This is a genomic window from Caballeronia mineralivorans PML1(12) (assembly GCF_001028175.1).
Lineage (GTDB): Bacteria > Pseudomonadota > Gammaproteobacteria > Burkholderiales > Burkholderiaceae > Caballeronia > Caballeronia mineralivorans.
In genome coordinates this window covers 1-18,757 of the sequence record NZ_AEJF01000192.1, presented here as the reverse complement: position 1 = coordinate 18,757, position 18,757 = coordinate 1, and the positions used below count along the sequence as shown (strand labels likewise).

17 protein-coding genes, 1 pseudogene and 1 riboswitch are annotated in these 18,757 nt (G+C 61.4%); of the genes and pseudogenes, 9 read left to right on the top strand and 9 right to left on the bottom strand.

Features of this window, described 5'->3' with window-relative positions:
* A pseudogene (locus EOS_RS32810) lies at positions 1-342 on the top strand (MFS transporter); the annotation flags it as partial.
* 23 nt (positions 343-365) lie between these two features.
* Here the strand turns inward: EOS_RS32810 and EOS_RS32805 are convergent.
* The 4 genes from EOS_RS32805 to EOS_RS45000 all read right to left on the bottom strand — a co-directional run bounded on the left by EOS_RS32805 (position 366) and on the right by EOS_RS45000 (position 2,475).
* The gene (locus EOS_RS32805; RefSeq protein ID WP_235443033.1) at positions 366-791 is read right to left on the bottom strand and encodes a response regulator; all 426 of its coding nucleotides are present in this window, start codon (positions 789-791) and stop codon (positions 366-368) included.
* A gap of 13 nt (positions 792-804) precedes the next feature.
* Positions 805-1,437, bottom strand: a complete 633-nt coding sequence (locus EOS_RS32800) for a response regulator (RefSeq protein WP_047896372.1) — start codon at positions 1,435-1,437, stop codon at positions 805-807.
* 38 nt (positions 1,438-1,475) lie between these two features.
* A complete protein-coding gene (locus EOS_RS32795; RefSeq protein ID WP_047896371.1) occupies positions 1,476-2,069 on the bottom strand; it encodes a ferritin-like domain-containing protein in 594 nt (197 codons plus the stop codon).
* Positions 2,070-2,298: 229 nt separating this feature from the next.
* On the bottom strand, positions 2,299-2,475 hold the full coding sequence (locus EOS_RS45000) for a DUF1328 domain-containing protein (RefSeq protein ID WP_047896370.1): 177 nt from the start codon (positions 2,473-2,475) through the stop codon (positions 2,299-2,301).
* A gap of 231 nt (positions 2,476-2,706) precedes the next feature.
* Between EOS_RS45000 and EOS_RS32785 the strand changes: the two genes are divergently transcribed.
* Entirely contained in the window at positions 2,707-4,113 is a 1,407-nt protein-coding gene (locus EOS_RS32785; RefSeq protein WP_047896369.1) for a sensor histidine kinase, read from the top strand.
* Between the two features lie 294 nt (positions 4,114-4,407).
* The gene (locus tag EOS_RS32780) at positions 4,408-4,548 is read left to right on the top strand and encodes an entericidin A/B family lipoprotein (RefSeq protein WP_047896377.1); all 141 of its coding nucleotides are present in this window, start codon (positions 4,408-4,410) and stop codon (positions 4,546-4,548) included.
* 144 nt (positions 4,549-4,692) lie between these two features.
* On the opposite strand, the gene EOS_RS32775 is transcribed toward EOS_RS32780, so the two are convergent.
* Positions 4,693-6,324, bottom strand: coding sequence for a Fic family protein (locus tag EOS_RS32775; protein WP_053064103.1), 1,632 nt, complete (start codon positions 6,322-6,324; stop codon positions 4,693-4,695).
* 243 nt (positions 6,325-6,567) lie between these two features.
* Positions 6,568-7,704: an EamA family transporter gene (locus EOS_RS32770; protein ID WP_082163594.1), complete on the bottom strand. Its 1,137-nt coding sequence runs from the start codon at positions 7,702-7,704 to the stop codon at positions 6,568-6,570.
* A gap of 151 nt (positions 7,705-7,855) precedes the next feature.
* Between EOS_RS32770 and EOS_RS47260 the strand changes: the two genes are divergently transcribed.
* From EOS_RS47260 to EOS_RS32750, 6 genes are all read left to right on the top strand, one after another.
* Complete coding sequence (locus EOS_RS47260; RefSeq protein WP_160312554.1) at positions 7,856-8,011, top strand: hypothetical protein; 156 nt, start codon at positions 7,856-7,858, stop codon at positions 8,009-8,011.
* Between the two features lie 69 nt (positions 8,012-8,080).
* Positions 8,081-8,208: riboswitch (TPP riboswitch) on the top strand.
* A gap of 175 nt (positions 8,209-8,383) precedes the next feature.
* Positions 8,384-10,315, top strand: coding sequence for a phosphomethylpyrimidine synthase ThiC (gene thiC / locus EOS_RS32765; protein WP_047896368.1), 1,932 nt, complete (start codon positions 8,384-8,386; stop codon positions 10,313-10,315).
* A gap of 300 nt (positions 10,316-10,615) precedes the next feature.
* Positions 10,616-10,828: a glycine zipper 2TM domain-containing protein gene (locus EOS_RS32760; protein WP_047896367.1), complete on the top strand. Its 213-nt coding sequence runs from the start codon at positions 10,616-10,618 to the stop codon at positions 10,826-10,828.
* A gap of 250 nt (positions 10,829-11,078) precedes the next feature.
* Positions 11,079-11,462 (top strand): hypothetical protein, encoded by a 384-nt coding sequence (locus EOS_RS32755; RefSeq protein ID WP_047896366.1) that lies wholly within the window; start codon positions 11,079-11,081, stop codon positions 11,460-11,462.
* A 250-nt stretch (positions 11,463-11,712) separates the two neighbouring features.
* Entirely contained in the window at positions 11,713-11,835 is a 123-nt protein-coding gene (locus EOS_RS48825) for a hypothetical protein (RefSeq protein ID WP_268760380.1), read from the top strand.
* Positions 11,836-12,055: 220 nt separating this feature from the next.
* Positions 12,056-13,654: an L-lactate permease gene (locus EOS_RS32750; RefSeq protein WP_047896365.1), complete on the top strand. Its 1,599-nt coding sequence runs from the start codon at positions 12,056-12,058 to the stop codon at positions 13,652-13,654.
* Positions 13,655-13,671: 17 nt separating this feature from the next.
* Here EOS_RS32750 and arfB read toward each other — a convergent pair whose 3' ends face one another.
* From arfB to EOS_RS32735, 3 genes are all read right to left on the bottom strand, one after another.
* Positions 13,672-14,085 carry an alternative ribosome rescue aminoacyl-tRNA hydrolase ArfB gene (gene arfB, locus EOS_RS32745; protein ID WP_235443032.1) on the bottom strand — a complete coding sequence of 138 codons (414 nt, stop codon included), beginning with the start codon at positions 14,083-14,085 and terminating at the stop codon, positions 13,672-13,674.
* Entirely contained in the window at positions 14,082-16,100 is a 2,019-nt protein-coding gene (locus EOS_RS32740; RefSeq protein WP_047896364.1) for an AAA family ATPase, read from the bottom strand. Before EOS_RS32740 ends, arfB begins: the two co-directional genes overlap by 4 nt.
* The coding region (locus tag EOS_RS32735) for a UvrD-helicase domain-containing protein (protein WP_047896363.1) at positions 16,097-18,757 on the bottom strand (2,661 nt) is incomplete at its 5' end. The genes EOS_RS32735 and EOS_RS32740, both read right to left, overlap by 4 nt.

Below are 18,757 nucleotides of genomic sequence, written 5' to 3'. Positions count from 1 at the left end.
GTGGTCTCGCTGTGCATCGTGCTCGTGGCCATATCGTTCGTGGTGTTCGCGCTGTCGGGACACAGCCTCGTGGGGCTGGTGATCGGCGTGATCGTGCTCGATATCGGCGTGCAAGCCGCGCAGATATCGAATCAATCGAGGATCTACGCGCTCAAGCCAGAAGCGCGCAGCCGCGTGAATACCGTGTACATGGTCGTGTATTTCATCTGCGGCGCAGCGGGGTCGGCGGTCGCATCGCTGGCATGGCACGCGTTCGGATGGGTCGGCGTGTGTTTCGCGGGGCTTGCAGCCACCGGGCTTGCCGGGCTGAGCCATTCACGAAGCCCTTTGAAGAAAGCCTGAGAGAGTTAAGCACTCTCCCGCGATCAACCCCGCTCGCGCGCGTAGTGATGCAGCGCGTCGAGAACGCGGTCGAATTCCAGGGATTTATCGAAGAAATGGCGCACGCCGTATTGCAGGCAGTGCTCGCGATAAGCCGGCAGCGCATGGTTCGTGAGCACGGCGGCGAAGGTCGACTCGGTCATGCCGGTGCGCTGCAAATACGCCAGCACCTCAATGCCGGAACCGCGCTTCAATTGCAGATCGACGATCACCGCATCGAATCTCTGCGATGCCAGCAGCGCAATCGCAGTCTCAGGGGTGTCGGCCCATGCGGTGACCTGCAGTTCGCCGGACGCATCGATCGCTTCCACCAGGCTGCGCCGGATCAACGGCGAGTCCTCGATCAACAGTACGCTCAGCGGCCGCTCACGCGCGAATCCGGTTCCGTCGACGATCGTTTGTTGGCCCACGGCGGGCGTCCTCCTACTCGATCAAGCCGTTCTTGATCGCGTAATACGTGAGATCGGCATTGTTCGCGAGCTGCATTTTTTCGAGAACGCGCGCGCGATACGTGCTGATCGTCTTCACTGATAAATGCAATTCCTCCGCTATTTCCGTCGGAATCTGGCCGCCCGCAAGCTTGCAAAAAATCTGGAACTCCCGCTCGGACAAAGTCTCGTGCGGGCGCTCGGTCGCGGGTTTCTCGAGCTTGTCGGCAAGTACATCGGCGATACCTTCCGACAGATACCGGTGGCCCCGCGCCACCGTGCGAATGGCCCGCACGATCTCGTCGGGCGCCGCGTCCTTGTTCAGGTAGCCGTTGGCGCCGGCGCGCAACAGGTTGATTGCGTACTGGCTTTCCGGAAAACCCGACAGCATCAGCACGCCCTGCTCCGGGCGAATCTGCTTGATCACGCGTAACGTATCGATCCCGTTCTTGTCCGGCATCGCGATATCCAGCAGCACGACGTCGAACGCGCTTGCGCGCACGAGCGCGATGGTTTCGTCGCCGGTGGACGCTTCAGCGGCGACTTCCATGTCGGGTTCATCGGCTACGAATTGCCGGAACCCGCTTCGCACGATGGCGTGATCGTCCGCTATCAACACTCGAATCATCTGCGCTGCCCGCGGCCGTTTTTATGATGAATCATTGATCAGCCGTCGAGACCGTCGAGCAGGTCCGCCATGTCGTCGGCGTGCTCTTCCTCGACTGCCAGGATCTCTTCGAAGATCCGGCGCGTGGTGACATCCTTTTCGCCGAGATAGCGAATGATTTCACGATACGTATCGATCGCAATGCGTTCCGCGATCAGGTTCTCGCGAATCATGTCGATCAGATTGCCGCCTTCCTTGTACTCGGCATGCGAGCGCGACGCGAGGCTGTCGGGTGCGAAATTCGGCTCGCCACCCAACTGCACGATGCGTTCGGCAATGGTGTCGGCGTGTTCCTGCTCTTCGGTCGCGTGCTGCGCGAATTCCGCCGCGACGGCTTCCGAATGAATGCCCTTCGCCATGAAATAATGGCGTTTGTAGCGCAGCGTGCAGACGATCTCAGTGGCGAGCGAGTCGTTCAGCAGCTTCAGCACGACTTCCTTGTCGGCGCCGTAGGTCGATGTGACGGGACCATCGTCCATGTGTTGACGCGCATCGGCGCGAATTTTTTCCACGTCCAGTACGAACGGATCGGACTTGCGGCCGGATTCCTTCGATGGTGCCGGTGCAGCTTTTACAGCAGACGATTTCGACATGGATGTGCTCCAGAAAGAGAGTGTTTTTTGTTCTACGGCAGGACAGGTTCGTGACAGGAGCTTTGCCGCAGACCGCCCGCATACGGCGTGCCTGCTCGCGCCGTGCATTCCGTTTGTCGGATGGACGGCCGACGTGAAAACGTGAAGCCGTCCGCCCGGTGAACGGGTTTCGAATAAAGCCGGTCGAAGCGTGTGAGGGTGTGATAGCACTAGCCAAGGATTAAAGCCGCTAATCGATTATTTTCTTCGTGATGACAAAGCCGAGTACGAGGAACACCACGCACAAGATCAGGAACAGTACGAACAGGAACTTCGCGATGCTGGCCGCGCCCGCTGCGATGCCGGTGAAACCGAGCAAGCCCGCGACGACGGCGACGATGGCGAAAAACAATGCCCACTTCAACATGATCGGCTCCCCAATAAGGTTGGACTAGTAACGGGATGTTAGCGAGGCGGTCGCGAACTGCCATCTGGACGCCCGCCGTTTTTTAGGTAGGACTCCACCGACAAACGCTTTCAATTCACCTTTAATCCGTCGCAAATCGAGCGCGACTGAAAGTGCAACTCGTCTGCGATTCAGCCACCCCGCGCGGCGCGAAAAGTTACACTGGCCGGACAGAAAACCCGGCGGCTCCCTATGACTTCCTCTTTGCACGAAGGCGGCGCGGCGAACCCGGTAGCTGGCGTCACGCGGCGCGCGACCCGGTTCGGGATGCGTTTGAACGGCTGGATGCGCCGCTGGAGCTGGGCCGTCGCGATGACCGTGGCCATCGTGATTACCATCGGCGGCCTCGTGATACTCGAGTCTGGCCGCATGCGCATCGCAGCGGAATACGAGACCGCGCTCGAGGCGAAAGGCGCGACCACGCAGTTGACCTCGCTCGCGGCGGATATCGCGTCACTGACCGCCGATGAGCGCGCGTTCCGCCTCGCACCCGATAACACCTACGCCGCGCTCTACGACGCGACGGCGGCGAGGATCCGGCAAACGGTGGCGTCGCTGGATGCGTACTATCGCCGCAAAGCCGACGACACCGCGCTCGCCAGTTTCAATCAGGTCAGCGCGATTCTTGGCGCGCGGATCGGCGCGGGACTGGCTGCACGCTCCGCATCGCAAGCAGGAACAAGCACCGATACCGTCGATGGCGCGCTCGCCCTGCTCCGTCTCAATGAAGAACGCCGGGCGCAGGCCGCGCTCGACGCGAGCCGCGCCGATCAACGCATTTCCACTTTCTGCGTGGGCGCGTTGTGTGCGTTGAATATCGTGTTGTTCCTGCTGCTGTTCCGCAATCTCGGCATTCAGCTGGACAAGCAGGATCGGGTGCAGCAAAAGCTGATTACGCAGCAGGAAGAGCTCGATCAGCTCGTGTTCGAGCGCACGCGGCAACTTGAAGCGCTCGCGTGGCATTTGCAGTCGGTGAGTGAAAACGAGAAGACCCAGCTTGCCCGCGAACTGCACGACGAACTCGGTTCGATCCTGACGGCCAGCAAAATGGATGTGGCGTGGGTCAACAACAAGCTTAAAACCACGGAACCCGAGATGGCCGAAAAACTCGGCCGGGCGCTCGCCAATCTTGACCAGGGGATTGCGCTGAAGCGGAGAATTATCGAAGACATGCGGCCAACCGTGCTCGCCAACTTCGGGCTGGTCACGGCGCTGCGCACACTCGCCGATGAAACCGCGCAACGCACCGGCTGGACACTCGAACTCGCGCTCCCCGAGGAGGACATCAAGCTCGGCGAAGAAGTCGAAATCGCGTTATTCCGGGTTGCGCAGGAGTCGCTCACGAACGCGGCCAAATACGCGCGCGCGTCGCGCGTTTCGATCGCGCTGGCGCTGGACGACGAGCGGGTATCGATGCATATAGCCGATGACGGCGTCGGCCTCCGCCCGCAGGATCTGCTGCGTACGCACACGCACGGGCTGCTGGGCATGCGTCAGCGGGTCAGCGCACGGGGCGGGCATATCGAAATCGAACGACGCCAACCGCATGGCACCGATATCCGCGTGGCCATGCCGCGTGCGCGCAACTTCGATGTCTGAAGTGCGCCTCCGGTTGCTGTCGCTCATGTAGGACGGCGCCGACACAAGATGCAGACCGCGCCTATAGCCTGCGGACACGCAGTTTTTTAGGATTCTCCAGACCGGTGTGGTCTATCGAAGCGGTTGTCGGCAGGGGTTATCATTGGTTGTTCAAATCCCGCGAAGGAGTTTCAAGGATCGGTCGTAGCCAAGGCCGCAATGCGTTTAAACTCCGGGTGGCCGGGATTCGAACAACGGGCACGCTTTTATGGCCAGCGGCCGGCGTACCCGCATCAAACTCAAGGGGAATTGCTCATGACTCGACTCATCGCTTTGCTGTTGATCGCCGGAACCGCCGCGCTCGCGGGTTGCAATACGATAGCCGGCGCCGGCCAGGACCTTTCGAAGGGCGGCAACGCAATCACGAATTCCGCGGATAAGCACGGCGCGGAGTAACAGGAATGGCCTGGGAGACCTGCTTGCCCCCAACTGGCTGATCTGCGAACCTGTCCGATACGCTACCGGCGCCGGCTAGTGCCGGCACACCGGGATTGAGAGTTGGATTGAAAAAGAACCTCCTCGCGGAGGTTCTTTTTTGTCTCACGCAAACGCATGCGAAGGATCGGAATCAGGCGGTGGAGCTGTCCAGCTTCCGGACTCGGGGCGCTGCGTGATGCGCTCGATAGGCTCAGCCGCTTGAGACTCGATCAGTCCGCAAATCAAATCGGCGAAAGGCTTGATGTTTCGATACGTGCTCGCTTGCTCCAGCGCCGCGAGATACGCCGTCTGGGATTGCACGGTCACGATAGTCCAGGGATAGCCGCCTGTTGTCAGCAAGTAGTTCATCAGAAAGCGGCTAAGACGACCGTTGCCGTCCATGTACGGATGGATGAACACAAAGATGAAGTGACCGAGTACGGCGCGTACGCCCGGATGATCTTCAGCCAGCAGCAAATCGAAGAGCGCGGGCATGCAATCGCGAACAGCTTCCGGCGCGAGGGGCACATGCAAGGCATTCCGAATAAACACATTGTTGTTGCGATAACCGGCCAGGTCGCTGGCCTTCAAGATACCCGCGGTGACGCTCGGCGAAAACAGAGTCACGTACCACTGTGAAAAATCCCGTCGCAGAGTAATAGCGGGTTCGTTCATTTGCGCCACTACCTCGCCAATCAGGAGGCGAACTCTTTTGTGGGCTTCGGCGTACCCCTTGGCTGCCATCGCGTCGCGCGCCTGGCGGTCCTCTTTGTTGATCAACGGACTCCAGTCGCCGCTGCGAACCTTTTCGATAAGGTCCGTGCTTACCCGATAACCTTCGATAGACAGCGAGTGGTACGCATCCGCCACGTACCTCGCTTCGATATCGTGGAGAAGCGCTTCACTGTCGAGATTCGACAAACGTGGAATGCCCTCGAACCGGTCGATCACGATTTCCCGCATGCTCGACCACATGGCCTGGATGCGCTGAACGTACGGGGACTCATTCATCCGGCCGCCAATATGGGCCAAGGGCCGCTCAAACGGATTGTCTTCGACCACTACGTATGTCGCTGCCCTCATCGTCTGGACGAGCTGCTCGGCGTCGGTGGCTCTGCCGACCGCCCGGAGCGCACCTGCCATGCGGCCGGCGACGACGCTGTGACCGCCCTCGAGTAGTCGGGCCGTAAGTGAACTGATGTCAACCTGCCGCGTCACAATTTGCGCCGCAAGCTCATGCGTGTGGAAAAAACTCGGACTAGCTCGAATCAATGCTTCGGGCAGGGGAACGAGTAGCAGCCCGCTTGCATTCGGCGCACGACCTTGCGCTAGCAACTCAGGCTTGGTTTGATAGAGGAACATCGAGCAGCCATGGGGCAATGCCTGCGGCTGATTGGCCGCCAAGGGCGAATGCAGCAGGATTTGTTTCTCGACGCTCGTGTAGCCGCTGTGCTTCAGAAGCGAGAGCTCAGGGCTCAACTGCCATTGATCGCCGAACCTGGCGTGGGCGTAGGCCGCCACGAACGTCTCCATGTTCGCGTACCAGTGCGTGGAGTCACCCTCGTCGTCTTCGGGATTGTTGGACTGGTACCAACCTTGTATGACGGGCTTGAGGAATCCGGCAGCGAGGAGCCGTTCGCGGTGTGTACGAGTGAGCTCGGGATGCGCACTGCCCCGGAATACCGAAATGCCACGGTCCTGCAGCGCCTTGAGAATCTGCAGGGAGGACGCAAGTTTTTCATTGGGTGCCGCCACGAGATTCGCCCCGAGATGTCAGACCATATATAGAGTTTTGTGTCGTATTATATCCAGAGTTTTGTGTTGTGCCATTTATAGAGTTTAATGCTTTATTAAAAATAGAGTTCTATGCTTTTTTTGCAGCGAATGCCATATGGGCAATGGCCGTATCAATGGTTGATGTTGCTGCGAATCCAAATCAAAGGCTGGCCGTTTCGAGAAAAAGCCCGCTGTTCTTGCGCTCCCGATCCTCACGCCCCCTCAAACCAGCCCACGCCTCTTGTAGTCGAACCAGAACGACAAGCCGACGCTTGCCAAGATGATCAGTGTCGCCATTACGGTCCATTTCGTGATCACCTCGCCGAGGAATAGCGCACCTATCACGACGGCCACCACGGGATTCACATACATGCAGCTGCTTGCGATGATCGGGCTCGTATGCCGGATCAGGTAGGCATACGCAACATACGCTGCCATCGAACCGACGAGCATCAGGTAGAGGTAGGCCAAAAACGGCGTGAACCCCATGCTCACGATGCGCTCACCCGACAGCCACGCGACCATCGTCGCCATCGCGCCGCCGAGGCTGATCTGCAGCGCAGTCGATACCAGCAAGTCGGACGGCAGCTTGAGACGACCTGCGAGAAACGAACCGCCTGCCCAGAAAATCGCGCCGCAGAGAATCGCGAGGCTGCCGGCAGTGGAACCCGACGACGGATCGCCGTGATTCAGCAACGCGATCCCGACCAGCCCGAGGCCCACCGCGACCCACTCGCCCTGCGCCACTTTGCGGCCGGCGATAGCCGCGATAACCGTCGCGAACAGCGGCACGGTCGCGACCATGACGGCGGCCGTGCCGGTCTCGACCGTGCGCATGCCAAACGCGAGCATGCCACTCGATAACCCCACGAGCAGCGTTCCGACTGCCGCTGCATTACGCACTTCGGCGAAAGTCGGCCAGACTGGATCGCGGCGCGCGGCGAAGATAAACAAGCCGATACCGGCGAACAGGTTGCGCAGCCCGGAGAGCATCAGCGGCGGAAACGATTCCAGCGACAGATGCACCGCCATATAGGTCGAACCCCAGACGAGGTACACCACGCAGAGCGCGAGCGCCACACGGCCGCTGCGCGTCGCGGGAAGGCGAAACGGGAAATGGTTGGGAAGATTAAACGGGCGACGCGCGGGGGCATCGGCTGGCGCTTGTGGCTGCGTTACGCTCGGCGATTCGACCGGCGATTGCGATTCGGCTCGCGCTTGCGCGTCAGATGGCGGCTGCGGAAATGGCAGCACGTCGGCCAAGGGCTGCGCGGGTGGCTGCTGTGGCGGCGCGAACTGCGAAGCTGAGGATGACGATGACGAAACCGGCGACTGCGAAGGCGGCAACGATGTGGACATCCGTTACTCCGCAGCGAAGATGACTGCAACGTCAGCCGGCCAAACGGCCAGGCTTACAGCCGCCGGTTTCGCCTCACCCAAAACCGGGTGAAGCGATGAGCGGCGCGCATGCCGCTCGAGCGTCGCGGCAAAACGGGCAAGGCAGGACAACATGTCGGAAGCAGAAAAAAGGGTCGGGCAACAAAGTGCCGAAGCTCGATGCCGGCTTCAAAAGCCGGCATCGAGCCGCCGCGAGTTTGCCGGAGCGATCGGGCGAAAAATGTCGGAACGCATTCGGGAAAACACGGTGGTCGCCATTATGCAGTAAGCGCCGCGCGCACACCCGGGTGTGTTACAGATGGTTGCCAACACGCTACGGCGCGGTGTATCGTGACGGCTGCTAACGCGGGGGTCCTGCGCTGCACATCGCAATCTGCTGCTGATTGTCCGTGTGTCGCGGGTGAGAAATACCCTTTGAACCTGATCTGGATAATGCCAGCGCAGGGAAGCGTTCGGATTTTGCCGCGCTGGGGTCTTTCTGGGTCTGTCTCTTCCTCGCGCATCCTCGCCAAATCCGCCCGCCTCCTCTCTCTGCTTTTTCTTCGGTCTCCCGTAGCTAGCGTTTGACTCAGCCGATTCCGCGCGCCTATGCGTTTTTCGCCGGCCGGCTGGGAAACACCCGTCCCCACAGGAGAGCCGCATGAACGCCAACCCGAAATTCCTGTCCGACGACGCTGTCGTCGACGCCGCCGCGATCGCGCCGCTGCCCAATTCGCGCAAGATCTACGTGACGGGCTCACGTCCCGACATCCGCGTGCCGATGCGCGAAATCACGCAATCCGATACCAACGAAAGCTTCGGCAGCGAGAAGAATCCGCCGGTGTACGTCTACGATTGCTCCGGTCCGTATTCGGACCCGCAAGCGACTATCGATATTCGCTCGGGTTTGCCGGCCGTGCGTCAGGGCTGGATCGAAGAACGCGGCGATACGGAATCGCTCGGTGGTCTCTCGAGCAATTTCGGCCGCGAACGCGCCGCCGATCCGGCCACCGCCGATCTGCGCTTCAAGGGTTTGCATCGCACGCCGCGCCGCGCGCTGCCGGGCAAGAACGTCTCGCAGATGCACTACGCACGGCAAGGCATCATCACGCCGGAGATGGAATACATCGCGATCCGCGAGAACCAGCGCCGCGCCGAATATCTGGAATCGCTGCGTACGAGCGGTCCGAACGGCGAAAAGCTCGCCGCGATGATGGGCCGCCAGCATCCTGGTCAAGCGTTCGGCGCCCAGGCTTTCGGTGCGAACGCGCCGAAAGAAATCACGCCCGAGTTCGTGCGCGAGGAAGTCGCGCGCGGCCGCGCGATCATCCCGGCGAACATCAACCACCCGGAAAGCGAGCCGATGATCATCGGCCGGAATTTCCTGGTGAAGATCAACGCGAACATCGGCAATTCGGCGGTCACGTCGTCGATTGGCGAAGAAGTCGACAAGATGACGTGGGCAATCCGCTGGGGCGGCGACACGGTCATGGATCTGTCCACCGGCAAGCATATTCACGAGACGCGCGAATGGATCATCCGCAATAGCCCGGTGCCTATCGGCACGGTGCCGATCTATCAGGCGCTCGAAAAGGTCAACGGCAAGGCTGAAGACCTCACCTGGGAAATTTTCCGCGACACGCTAATCGAGCAGGCCGAACAAGGCGTGGATTACTTCACGATCCACGCGGGCGTGCTGCTGCGCTACGTACCGATGACCGCTAACCGCATGACGGGTATCGTCTCGCGCGGCGGCTCGATCATGGCGAAGTGGTGTCTGGCTCATCACAAGGAAAGCTTCCTGTACGAGCACTTCGAAGACATCTGCGAAATCATGAAGGCCTACGACGTGAGCTTCTCGCTTGGCGACGGCCTGCGTCCGGGTTCCATCTACGACGCCAACGACGAAGCCCAGCTCGGCGAACTGAAGACGCTCGGCGAGCTGACGCAAATCGCATGGAAGCACGACGTGCAGGTGATGATCGAAGGTCCGGGTCACGTACCGATGCAGCTCATCAAAGAGAACATGGACCTGCAACTGGACTGGTGCGACGAAGCGCCGTTCTATACGCTCGGACCGCTGACCACGGACATCGCGCCGGGCTACGACCACATCACGTCGGGTATTGGAGCCGCGATGATCGGCTGGTTCGGCACCGCCATGCTCTGCTACGTCACGCCGAAGGAACATCTCGGCCTGCCGAACAAGGACGACGTGAAGACCGGGATCATCACGTACAAGCTCGCCGCGCACGCCGCCGATCTGGCGAAGGGCCATCCGGGCGCGCAGGTGCGGGACAACGCGTTGTCGAAGGCACGGTTCGAATTCCGCTGGGACGACCAGTTCAATCTCGGCCTCGATCCTGACAAGGCGCGCGAATTCCACGACGAAACCCTGCCGAAGGATTCCGCCAAAGTCGCGCATTTCTGCTCGATGTGCGGCCCGCACTTCTGTTCGATGAAGATCACCCAGGACGTCCGTGAATATGCGGCGAAGCAAGGGGTATCGGATATCGAGGCGCTGAAGCAGGGCATGGAAACGAAGGCGATCGAGTTCGTGAAGAAGGGCGCGGAGATTTACCAGCGCACGTAAGAACGACCCATCTCGCGCGCAAGTAAAAACGGCCTGTCGCATGTCATGTGCGACAGGCCGTTTTGCGTTGGCCAGCGCTCAACTCCTCAATTCAGTACTTGTCTGCTGAATACCGCAGTCGGGCACTGTTTCTGCTCTTATATTGAAAGGATCGGCGAAAACTGTCTTTCGCCTCGGGTTGGACGTGGACAGTCAGGCTCATCCGCTCAGGGTAATCCCGGCGTGATCAAGAGCCGAGCCGTTTCAGCTTTCAGCTACAACCCGTCACATCTTCGTGAATCATCGATTTGGAGAGTTGAAATGGACAAGCTCAAACAGATTGGCGCTGCTGCTCTCATCGCCGCACTTCTCGGCGGCCTTTCTGCCTGCGACAACATGACAACGCGGCAACGCGATACAGCCATCGGCGCAGGGGTGGGCGGCGTCGCGGGTGCGGCGATCGGTGGCAATGCGCTATCGACCCTTGGCGGCGCAGCCGCAGGCGGTCTGATCGGCAATCAGGTTGGCAAGTAGATCGCTCAATAACCGCCAATAACCACCAGTAACCAAGCGTATCGAGGGCTTTTCTTCGATCGCTTCGCCCGGCCGCTCTCTTTCGCGCTCTCTTTCGATAACAGGGCGGCCGGGTGTGAATTTCAGGTGGTGAAACAGATCGAAACATTGAGGTAAGCACCAGCGCTTTCCGGCGTTTCAGCGATGCGCTAGGCTGTAGATATGCCGTTTATTCGAACGGCCGCGTTTCGACGCAATCAGGAGTCGCATCATGAGCCCGAAGCTCGCACTATCCGCCCTCGTGGGTGCTTTGAGCTTAAGTGCTTGTTACTACGTGCCCTACGGTTATTACCCGGCGTATCCGGCCTACCCCTCCGTCCCCGTGGTCAGCACAGCCCAAACGCAGCAGGAAATTCCGGTCACGCCGGCCGGCGCTTCCAGCACGAATAACGCACCGTCCACTTATTCGTCGACGACAACGCAGTACGTCGCTGCGCCGCCGGTCGTCTACGCTCCGTATCCCGCTTATTACCCGAGCTACCCCGTCTACGCGCCCTATCCTGCCTATTACGGTTATCCCGCGTATTACGGACCGTCGTTGTCGATCGGCTTCGGCTGGTGGGGCGGCGGTGGCCACGGGCATTATCGTCACTGAGCTCAGTGACGATAATGCCCCTCGGCGCTACCGCCTGGGCGAGCCTTACCCGTTCGAGGTAACGCTTCCACACAAGCCGCGCTGAAAAAGCGAGGCTTGTCTTTTTGCGCACCTCATCGGCGCGATGTTCAGTCTTGTAAAAAACCCGTCGCGGAAAGCGTCGTGGCAATCGTCTTGATCTGGCACGTTTTTCGCGGAAATTCCCCGTCGCTGCGCCGCTCAGCGCGCTGCGGTTACAGAAATCCTCACCATGCTGGTCTTCGCGCCGATCCTGCTCTGGCTCGCCGCCTGTCTCGGCGTTCTCTCCGGCTGGGTGTTCCGCGACGCGCCCGCAAGAGATGTTTCCGAGACGCAGGAAGCCACCGCCCGATGACGCTGCGTGCAGCCGGAGGACTATGGGTATTCCCTTCTTTGACGCGAGTCATCCTCGCTCTATTCTTAGACCAGACACATTAGGCAAGCGCTTACTTCGCACTGTGTGTCGGGCGGCGGCGCGCCTGTTGCGCACCGAACAAGCCCACGGGGCTGTCACCACCGGTCGCCCAAGATCGGAGAACGCCACGCGTTCATCAAAATAAGAAGCAGGAGACATCATGTTTCATCAGATTCTGACGCCTGTCGGCGGCTCACTCGGCTTGTCCTTTCTCGTCGCCGCCTTGCCGATTGTCGTGGTGCTCGTGCTGCTCGGCTGGGCGCGCCGGCCAGCCTGGCAAGCGTCGCTCGCCGGATTGATCGTTGCCATCGTGATCGCCATCGCCGTCTGGCATTTCCCCGTGGGTCTCGCAATCGATTCCGTCGCGGCAGGCGCCGTGTTCGCCGTATGGCCAGTCATGTGGATCGTCTTCGCTGCGATCCTGCTTTACAACATTGCGCAGCGTTCGGGCCGGTTCGAAGCGTTCCGGACCTGGATGATGGATAACCTGCCCAACGACCGGCGCATTGTGCTGGTGGTGATCGGCTTCTCGTTCGGGGCGCTGCTGGAAGGTATCTCCGGTTTCGGCACACCCATCGCGATCACCAGTTCGCTGCTGATCCTGCTCGGTTTTCCAACGCTCGAAGCGCTCACGTTCACCCTGATCTTCAACACCGCCCCGGTCGCGTTCGGCGCGCTCGGCGTGCCGATTACCGTGCTCGGCGCAGTCACCCATCTGCCCACCGATGCTCTCGCCAAGATGGTCGGCCGACAGTTGCCGTTCTTCGCGCTGATGCTGCCGTTCTACGTGATCGGCGTGTACGCGGGCTTTCGCAACATGCTCAAGATATGGCCGGTGCTGCTGGTGGCGGGCGGGACGTTCGCACTGACGCAATTCGTCACGTCGAACTTCATCAGCTACGCGCTCACCGATGTGCTCTCGTCACTCGTGTCGCTCATCCTCACGATTGCGTTCCTGCGTGTCTGGAAACCGGCGCCGGACGAGCGTTTCGCCGTCAACGTGGAGCGCGCGGCGCAAACCCGCGGAGAGCTCTCCGGCGGGCACGGCTGGGTGCCGTGGATCGTGGTATCGGTGGTCGTGATCGTGTGGACGGTGGCGAAGATCTTCCTTATCGGCGATGTCAAAGTGCCGTGGCCCGGCCTCGATAAAGCCGTCTTCATCACGCTCTATAACCAGCCGTACGGCGCGATCTGGGACTTCCAGCCGCTCGCGACCGGAACCGCGATTCTGGTCGCGTCGATCATCACTGCGTTGATCGTGCGGCTGCCGGTGAGCGAATTTGGCGCAGCGATTGTCGATACGTGGGTGCAGACGCGCATCGCCATTTTCACGGTTGCGACCATCGTCGGGCTCGCGTACCTGATGAACTACTCCGGGATGAACTACACGCTGGGCCTGGGCGTGGCGTCGGTGGGTGCGCTCTTCCCGCTGGTGTCGGCATTCCTCGGCTGGGTCGCCGTGTTCCTGTCCGGCAGCGATACGTCCGGCAACGCGCTGTTCGGCAACCTGCAGGTCGTGGCGGCGCGGCAGCTCAATCTCAATCCGATTTTGATGGCCGCCACGAATTCATCCGGTGGCGTGATGGGGAAGATGATCTCGCCGCAGAACATCTCGACGGGCGTGGCTACCACCGAACTCAAAGGCAAGGAAGGGGTGGTTTTCGCCAAGACGTTCAAGCATTCCATCCTGCTGACGGTGCTGCTCGGTGTGCTGGTCTGGCTGCAACAGAATGTGCTGACGTGGATGATTCCGCATTGAAGACGGCCGGGGGAGCCTCACTCCCCCACGACGCGTCCCCGCGTCGCTTTCACGGCTCCTCGCCGCACTTTCCCCTCCACTCTTCGCATCTGCGATGCCCGCGTCGGCTTCGTCGCCACGCGCGTGCGGCGCGTCACGCTGACGCGCTGGATCATCTCGTCGAGCCGCGCAAGCGCTGCCGCACGATTCATGTCCTGAGTGCGGTGCTCCTGCGACTTGATAATGATCACCCCGTCGCGCGTGATGCGGCTGTCGCGTAACGCGAGCAGGCGCATCTTGATCGTGTCCGGCAGAGACGACGCGTGAATGTCGAAACGCAGATGAATCGCGCTCGACACCTTGTTGACGTTCTGTCCGCCCGCACCCTGCGCGCGCACGGCGGTCAGCTCGACCTCGTTCGGCTGGATCACATACTCGATCGAATGATTCACGATGCCGCCTCCACAATGCGCGCGGCCAGACCCGAATCACGCCGCGTAGGTGTCCCAACGGCCTGTGCGAACACGGCCGCCGAGCCGATCACGTCGACGCGGCTGCGCGCCCGCGTAATCGCCGTATAAACCAGTTCGCGCGACAACATCCGGCCAAACGCGCTCGGCAACACGAGCGCGGCGTGATCGAATTCCGAGCCCTGTGATTTGTGGACGGTCAGCGCGAACGCTGTGTCGTGTGGCGGCAAAGCGGCGGGCGAAAGGGTTCGCAATGTTCCGTCGGCCATGCGGAAGCAGACGTGCATGGCACCGCCCGGCGCCGGCAGCGCAATGCCGATATCGCCGTTAAACACGCCCAGCGCGTAGTCGTTGCGTGTGACGATGACCGGCCGTCCCGCGAACCATTGCGCGCCCGCGCCCAGCGTGACCGATGCGGTCGCGCGAACCCACGCCGAGACACGCGCGTTGATTTCATCGACACCGCGCGGTCCATGCCGTGTCGCGGCGAGGATGCGGAAGCGATTAAGCGCATCGAAAAGCGGTGCTGCGCCGGTTCCCTCTTCGAGCGCCTCGGCAAGCGCTCGCGCGTACGGTTCGAAACCAGCATTCAAGCGCGCGAGCGTGCGCTCTGAGAGATGGGGGCCGGCATCGTCGATGAGCATCGCTGCGTTCGTTTTGTCTTCCTTGCCATCGGGCGTCAAAGCGGCAAGCGCCTCGTCCGCGGAACCGCGCCGGATAGCGACCGACAACCTGCCGATATCCGAATCCAGGCCGAACCGGTAATTTCGCTGCAACCACACGACGCAATCGGTCAACGGACTTGCCGCGGTTTGATCGAGCGGGATAGGCGCCACCGGATGCCAGTCGACTTCGGGCAAGCTGGCGAAGGCTTCGTAAGCTTCGGTGCCGTCGTCGGGGATCAGGTAACCGGGCTCGTCGAGCCATGAAGGTTCGGTTTCTTGTATCGGCGCCGCTTGATCTTCGCCATCGTTCGGCAGTTCCGCGATGAACCGATCCGCCGGCATCGACAAGGCCGCGGAGATCCGCGCCGCGCCTGCATCGCTGAAAATCGGCCGCGCGCTTAGCTCGGCGAATACAGCGCCCGCTTCCACGGCAGCGAGTTGATCCTTGTCACCGAGCATCACAAGCCGCGCGCCAGGCGCGACCGCTTCGAGAAGATGCGCGGCCAGCGCGACGTCGATCATCGATGCCTCGTCGATCACGATCACATCGAACGGCAGCGGATTGTCGCGATGATGCCGGAAACGCCCGTTCGCCTGCGTGCCGAGCAGGCGCTGGAGCGTGAACGACGTGCGTGGCAGGCGTGCGGCCAGCTCGGGCGGCAGAATGCTTGCCCGTTCGACCAGCGCCTCCTGCATGCGCTGCGCCGCCTTGCCGGTCGGGGCCGCGAGCGCGATGCGCAAAGCCGGATTTTCGTCGAGCAGGCACGCGAGCACGCCGACGACTGTCGTCGTTTTCCCCGTTCCTGGCCCGCCGCTCACGATAGTCAACCGCCCCGACAACGCGACCAATGCCGCAACGCGTTGCCAGTCGATGTCGTCATTTTTTGACGCCGTGAAATACCGCCCGACGCGCGCTTTCAATTCAGCCGGATCAATTGCCTCAGCAAACGGGTGGGCACGTTCGACCAGCGCCCGCGCAAGCCGCCGTTCGTAGTCGAAATATCGGGCGAGATAGATACGCCGGCCGGAATCGATGACGAGGGGCAGCAGATCCGCAGCGGCCTCTTCACCGTCACATACCACACCGCTTGCCATCAACGCGGTATGCACCGTACCCGCGGTTTCGCCATATCGCTGCGCGAGCGCGTCGAGGGCGAGACACACGTGTCCTTGCGTCGTCGCGCGGCTCACTGCGAACGCAGCGCGCTGCGCCCAGCGCACGTTGTTGGCATCGCCCTGAAGGCGCTTCGACAACGCGCCTATGCGGCGCGCGAAACCGTCGGCAAGCGCAACGCTTTCGTCGGGAATGAGAGTGGGATCGGGCGCGTTCATGCGGCGACTCCTTGCATCAGGCGGTCGAGCGCCTCGATCAGCTCCAGCGATGGCTTGCCCACATGCACGCCCGCCGGCCGGTCACCATCGCGCCAATCGGGCCGCACGCCGCGCACGAACAAATACAAATAACCACCGATATGCCGCTCGAACGCATAGTCGCGCAGCCGAATGCGCAGGTAACGATGCAACGCGACAGCGTAAAACAACGCCTGCAAATGATACGCATGCGAGGCCATTGCGGCATTGAGCGACGGCTCGTCGTAATCGGCCGGCATCAACCCCAGATGATTCGACTTCCAGTCGACGATCCAGAAGCGCCCTTCGTGTTCGACGATCATGTCGATAAATCCTTTGACGAAGCCGCGCAAACTTCCGGCTTCGAGTGCGACGTCGGGCAAACCGTGTGCAACGAGCACGCGCCGCAACGCCGCGAAATCGAGCGCTTCCGCCGGAAAGAGAAACTCGAGTTCGTTCATGCGCCGTTTCGTGGCGATGGCGTCCAGACGCATGCCAGGTACGAGTTCGGTCGCGACTGTATCAGCGAGAAGGCGCGCCATCATCGCGGGCAAGTTGGCAGCCAGCGCTTCGGACGCGGAAACGGGAATGGGATGTTCATGCAGCGCGCGCTTGATCGCTTCGGGCCACGTGGCGGGCTTGATGAAATCCGCGAGTTCGTACATCCGGTGCAGGCATTCACCCGCCGACGGTCCGCGCGGGAACGCAAGGATATCGTCGGTATCGAGTGGGATCGGGGCCACGGGCAATGGCGTTTCGAGCGGCGTAGCCAATGTCATTGCGTCGATACGACCGTCGTGGTCAGGACGTTCATCGGCGGGCTGCGGCTGGTTCGATTCCTCGCGCGCGCCGGCCGCAATCATCGAACTGAAGCTCGCGGTTCGCCAACTGTCCCGCAACACGCGTCGACTGGTTCGTGGCTGCGGCACAAACGCCGTGTCACGGCGCACGACCAGCGGTTCGCGAACGTCGATCACAGGCAAGGGTTCTACCGAAATCGACCCAGTGGCAAGCGCTTGCCAACTTCCGATCACATCGTCTTCTTCGGGCGGCTCGGCGAGCCAGTCGCCGAACTCGCGACCCGCACCGGCGATCAGCCAGTTCAGCACGCTACGCCGCGATTCCTTCGCCGATTTACCGATCAGATACACACCGCCAACCACGTAGCACCGATACACCGCGCGCGTCAGCGCCACATACACGAGCCGCGCGCGCTCGGCCGCTTGTTCACGCGTGGCGAAGCCCGCCGCGCGCTCACCCTCTTCGTCGGTATAGCCGTAATGCAGCACGGCCGCGCCGTCGTCGTGATATTCGCGGGCATCGGGCAATCCAGAGGAAGGCGGCTCGCGCAACGCGCCGTCGTTCAGGAACGGGCAGAACACAACCGCATATTCGAGTCCCTTCGATTTATGCACCGTGACGATCTGCACCAGATTGCGGTCGGACTCAAGCCGCAACTGCGCATCTTCTGCGCCGCCCTGCTCCGCGCGTTGCGCGGCAAGCCAGCGAAGCGTCGGCGCAATGCCCGGCTGCACCGCGCCGCGCGCTTGTATCAACTCAGCAAGATGATTGACGTTCGTCAAGCGACGCTCGCCGTCGGGACCAACAACCAGACGCTGCGCAATCAACAACTCACGGGCGAGCGTGCGCCACATGACCGCGAAACCGCGCTCGTGCCACAACACCCGATAACGCGAGAAACGCTCGACCCAACTCATGGCATCGGTGGAACCCTCTACCGCTTCGCTATGCTCCAGGTTCCACAAGGCTTCGGCATCGAGTCCCAACCAATCCGTTGCAAGCGCCGCGCGCAGACGGCGCAAGTCGCCGGGGGTATCGATAGCGGCCAGCAGACGCTCGATCTGCTCGGCATCGAACGTACCGAACACCGACGCCTGCGCCAGTTCCACGCTACCCACGCCCCAACTCGCGAGCACGCGCTTGACGAGACTTCCCTGCCGATGCGTCTGCACAAGGACTGCTATCTGACCGGGCGACAAGGGCTTCTCGCCGATGGTGACTTCACCGTTCTGAGCGCCGCGCAACAAACGCACGATCTCCGCCGCGCACGCCTCCGCAGCCTGACGATTCGCATTCGTTTTCGACAGCGCCGAATCGCCTTGCGGCAATAACCACACGCAAAAATCGGCGGTATCGGAATAGGCGACCGACGCGGTGTTGTCGCTGAACGGTTTGCGCTCGCGGGTGCCTTCGCGCACCGGTTGATAGGTCAGCCCATCGAGGATGAACGCCGCCGGGTTCGCACTGAAAATGCGGTTGCAGGCATCGATGATCGGCGCAGTCGAACGCTGGTTGACCGCGAGCGTATATCGCGCCGACGCCCGCTCGCGCGCCTGCAGATACGTGTGCAGGTCAGCGGCACGAAAACTGTAGATGGCCTGCTTCGGATCGCCAACCAGGAACAACGGCCCTTGCGGCGCGAAGATGCTGTTGAAGATCGCGAACTGCAGCGGGTCGGTGTCCTGGAACTCGTCGATCAACGCCCCCGGATAACGTGTCCGAAGGGCATCGGCAAGCCACGGGTTCGCGGCCAGCGCCTGATACAGGTTGGACAGCAGATCATCGAACGACACCACGCGCCTTGTCCGCTTGCGCGCCGCCAGTTCCAGCGGTGCGTA

Excerpts from the sequence above, each read along its gene's own strand:
- EOS_RS32800 (WP_047896372.1), bottom strand. The coding sequence starts at position 1,437 with ATGATTCGAGTGTTGATAGCGGACGATCACGCCATCGTGCGAAGCGGG.
- EOS_RS32795 (WP_047896371.1), bottom strand. The coding sequence starts at position 2,069 with ATGTCGAAATCGTCTGCTGTAAAAGCTGCACCGGCACCATCGAAGGAA.
- EOS_RS45000 (WP_047896370.1), bottom strand. The coding sequence starts at position 2,475 with ATGTTGAAGTGGGCATTGTTTTTCGCCATCGTCGCCGTCGTCGCGGGC.
- EOS_RS32785 (WP_047896369.1), top strand. The coding sequence starts at position 2,707 with ATGACTTCCTCTTTGCACGAAGGCGGCGCGGCGAACCCGGTAGCTGGC.
- EOS_RS32780 (WP_047896377.1), top strand. The coding sequence starts at position 4,408 with ATGACTCGACTCATCGCTTTGCTGTTGATCGCCGGAACCGCCGCGCTC.
- EOS_RS32770 (WP_082163594.1), bottom strand. The coding sequence starts at position 7,704 with ATGTCCACATCGTTGCCGCCTTCGCAGTCGCCGGTTTCGTCATCGTCA.
- EOS_RS47260 (WP_160312554.1), top strand. The coding sequence starts at position 7,856 with ATGTCGGAAGCAGAAAAAAGGGTCGGGCAACAAAGTGCCGAAGCTCGA.
- thiC (WP_047896368.1), top strand. The coding sequence starts at position 8,384 with ATGAACGCCAACCCGAAATTCCTGTCCGACGACGCTGTCGTCGACGCC.
- EOS_RS32760 (WP_047896367.1), top strand. The coding sequence starts at position 10,616 with ATGGACAAGCTCAAACAGATTGGCGCTGCTGCTCTCATCGCCGCACTT.
- EOS_RS32755 (WP_047896366.1), top strand. The coding sequence starts at position 11,079 with ATGAGCCCGAAGCTCGCACTATCCGCCCTCGTGGGTGCTTTGAGCTTA.
- EOS_RS48825 (WP_268760380.1), top strand. The coding sequence starts at position 11,713 with ATGCTGGTCTTCGCGCCGATCCTGCTCTGGCTCGCCGCCTGTCTCGGC.
- EOS_RS32750 (WP_047896365.1), top strand. The coding sequence starts at position 12,056 with ATGTTTCATCAGATTCTGACGCCTGTCGGCGGCTCACTCGGCTTGTCC.
- EOS_RS32740 (WP_047896364.1), bottom strand. The coding sequence starts at position 16,100 with ATGAACGCGCCCGATCCCACTCTCATTCCCGACGAAAGCGTTGCGCTT.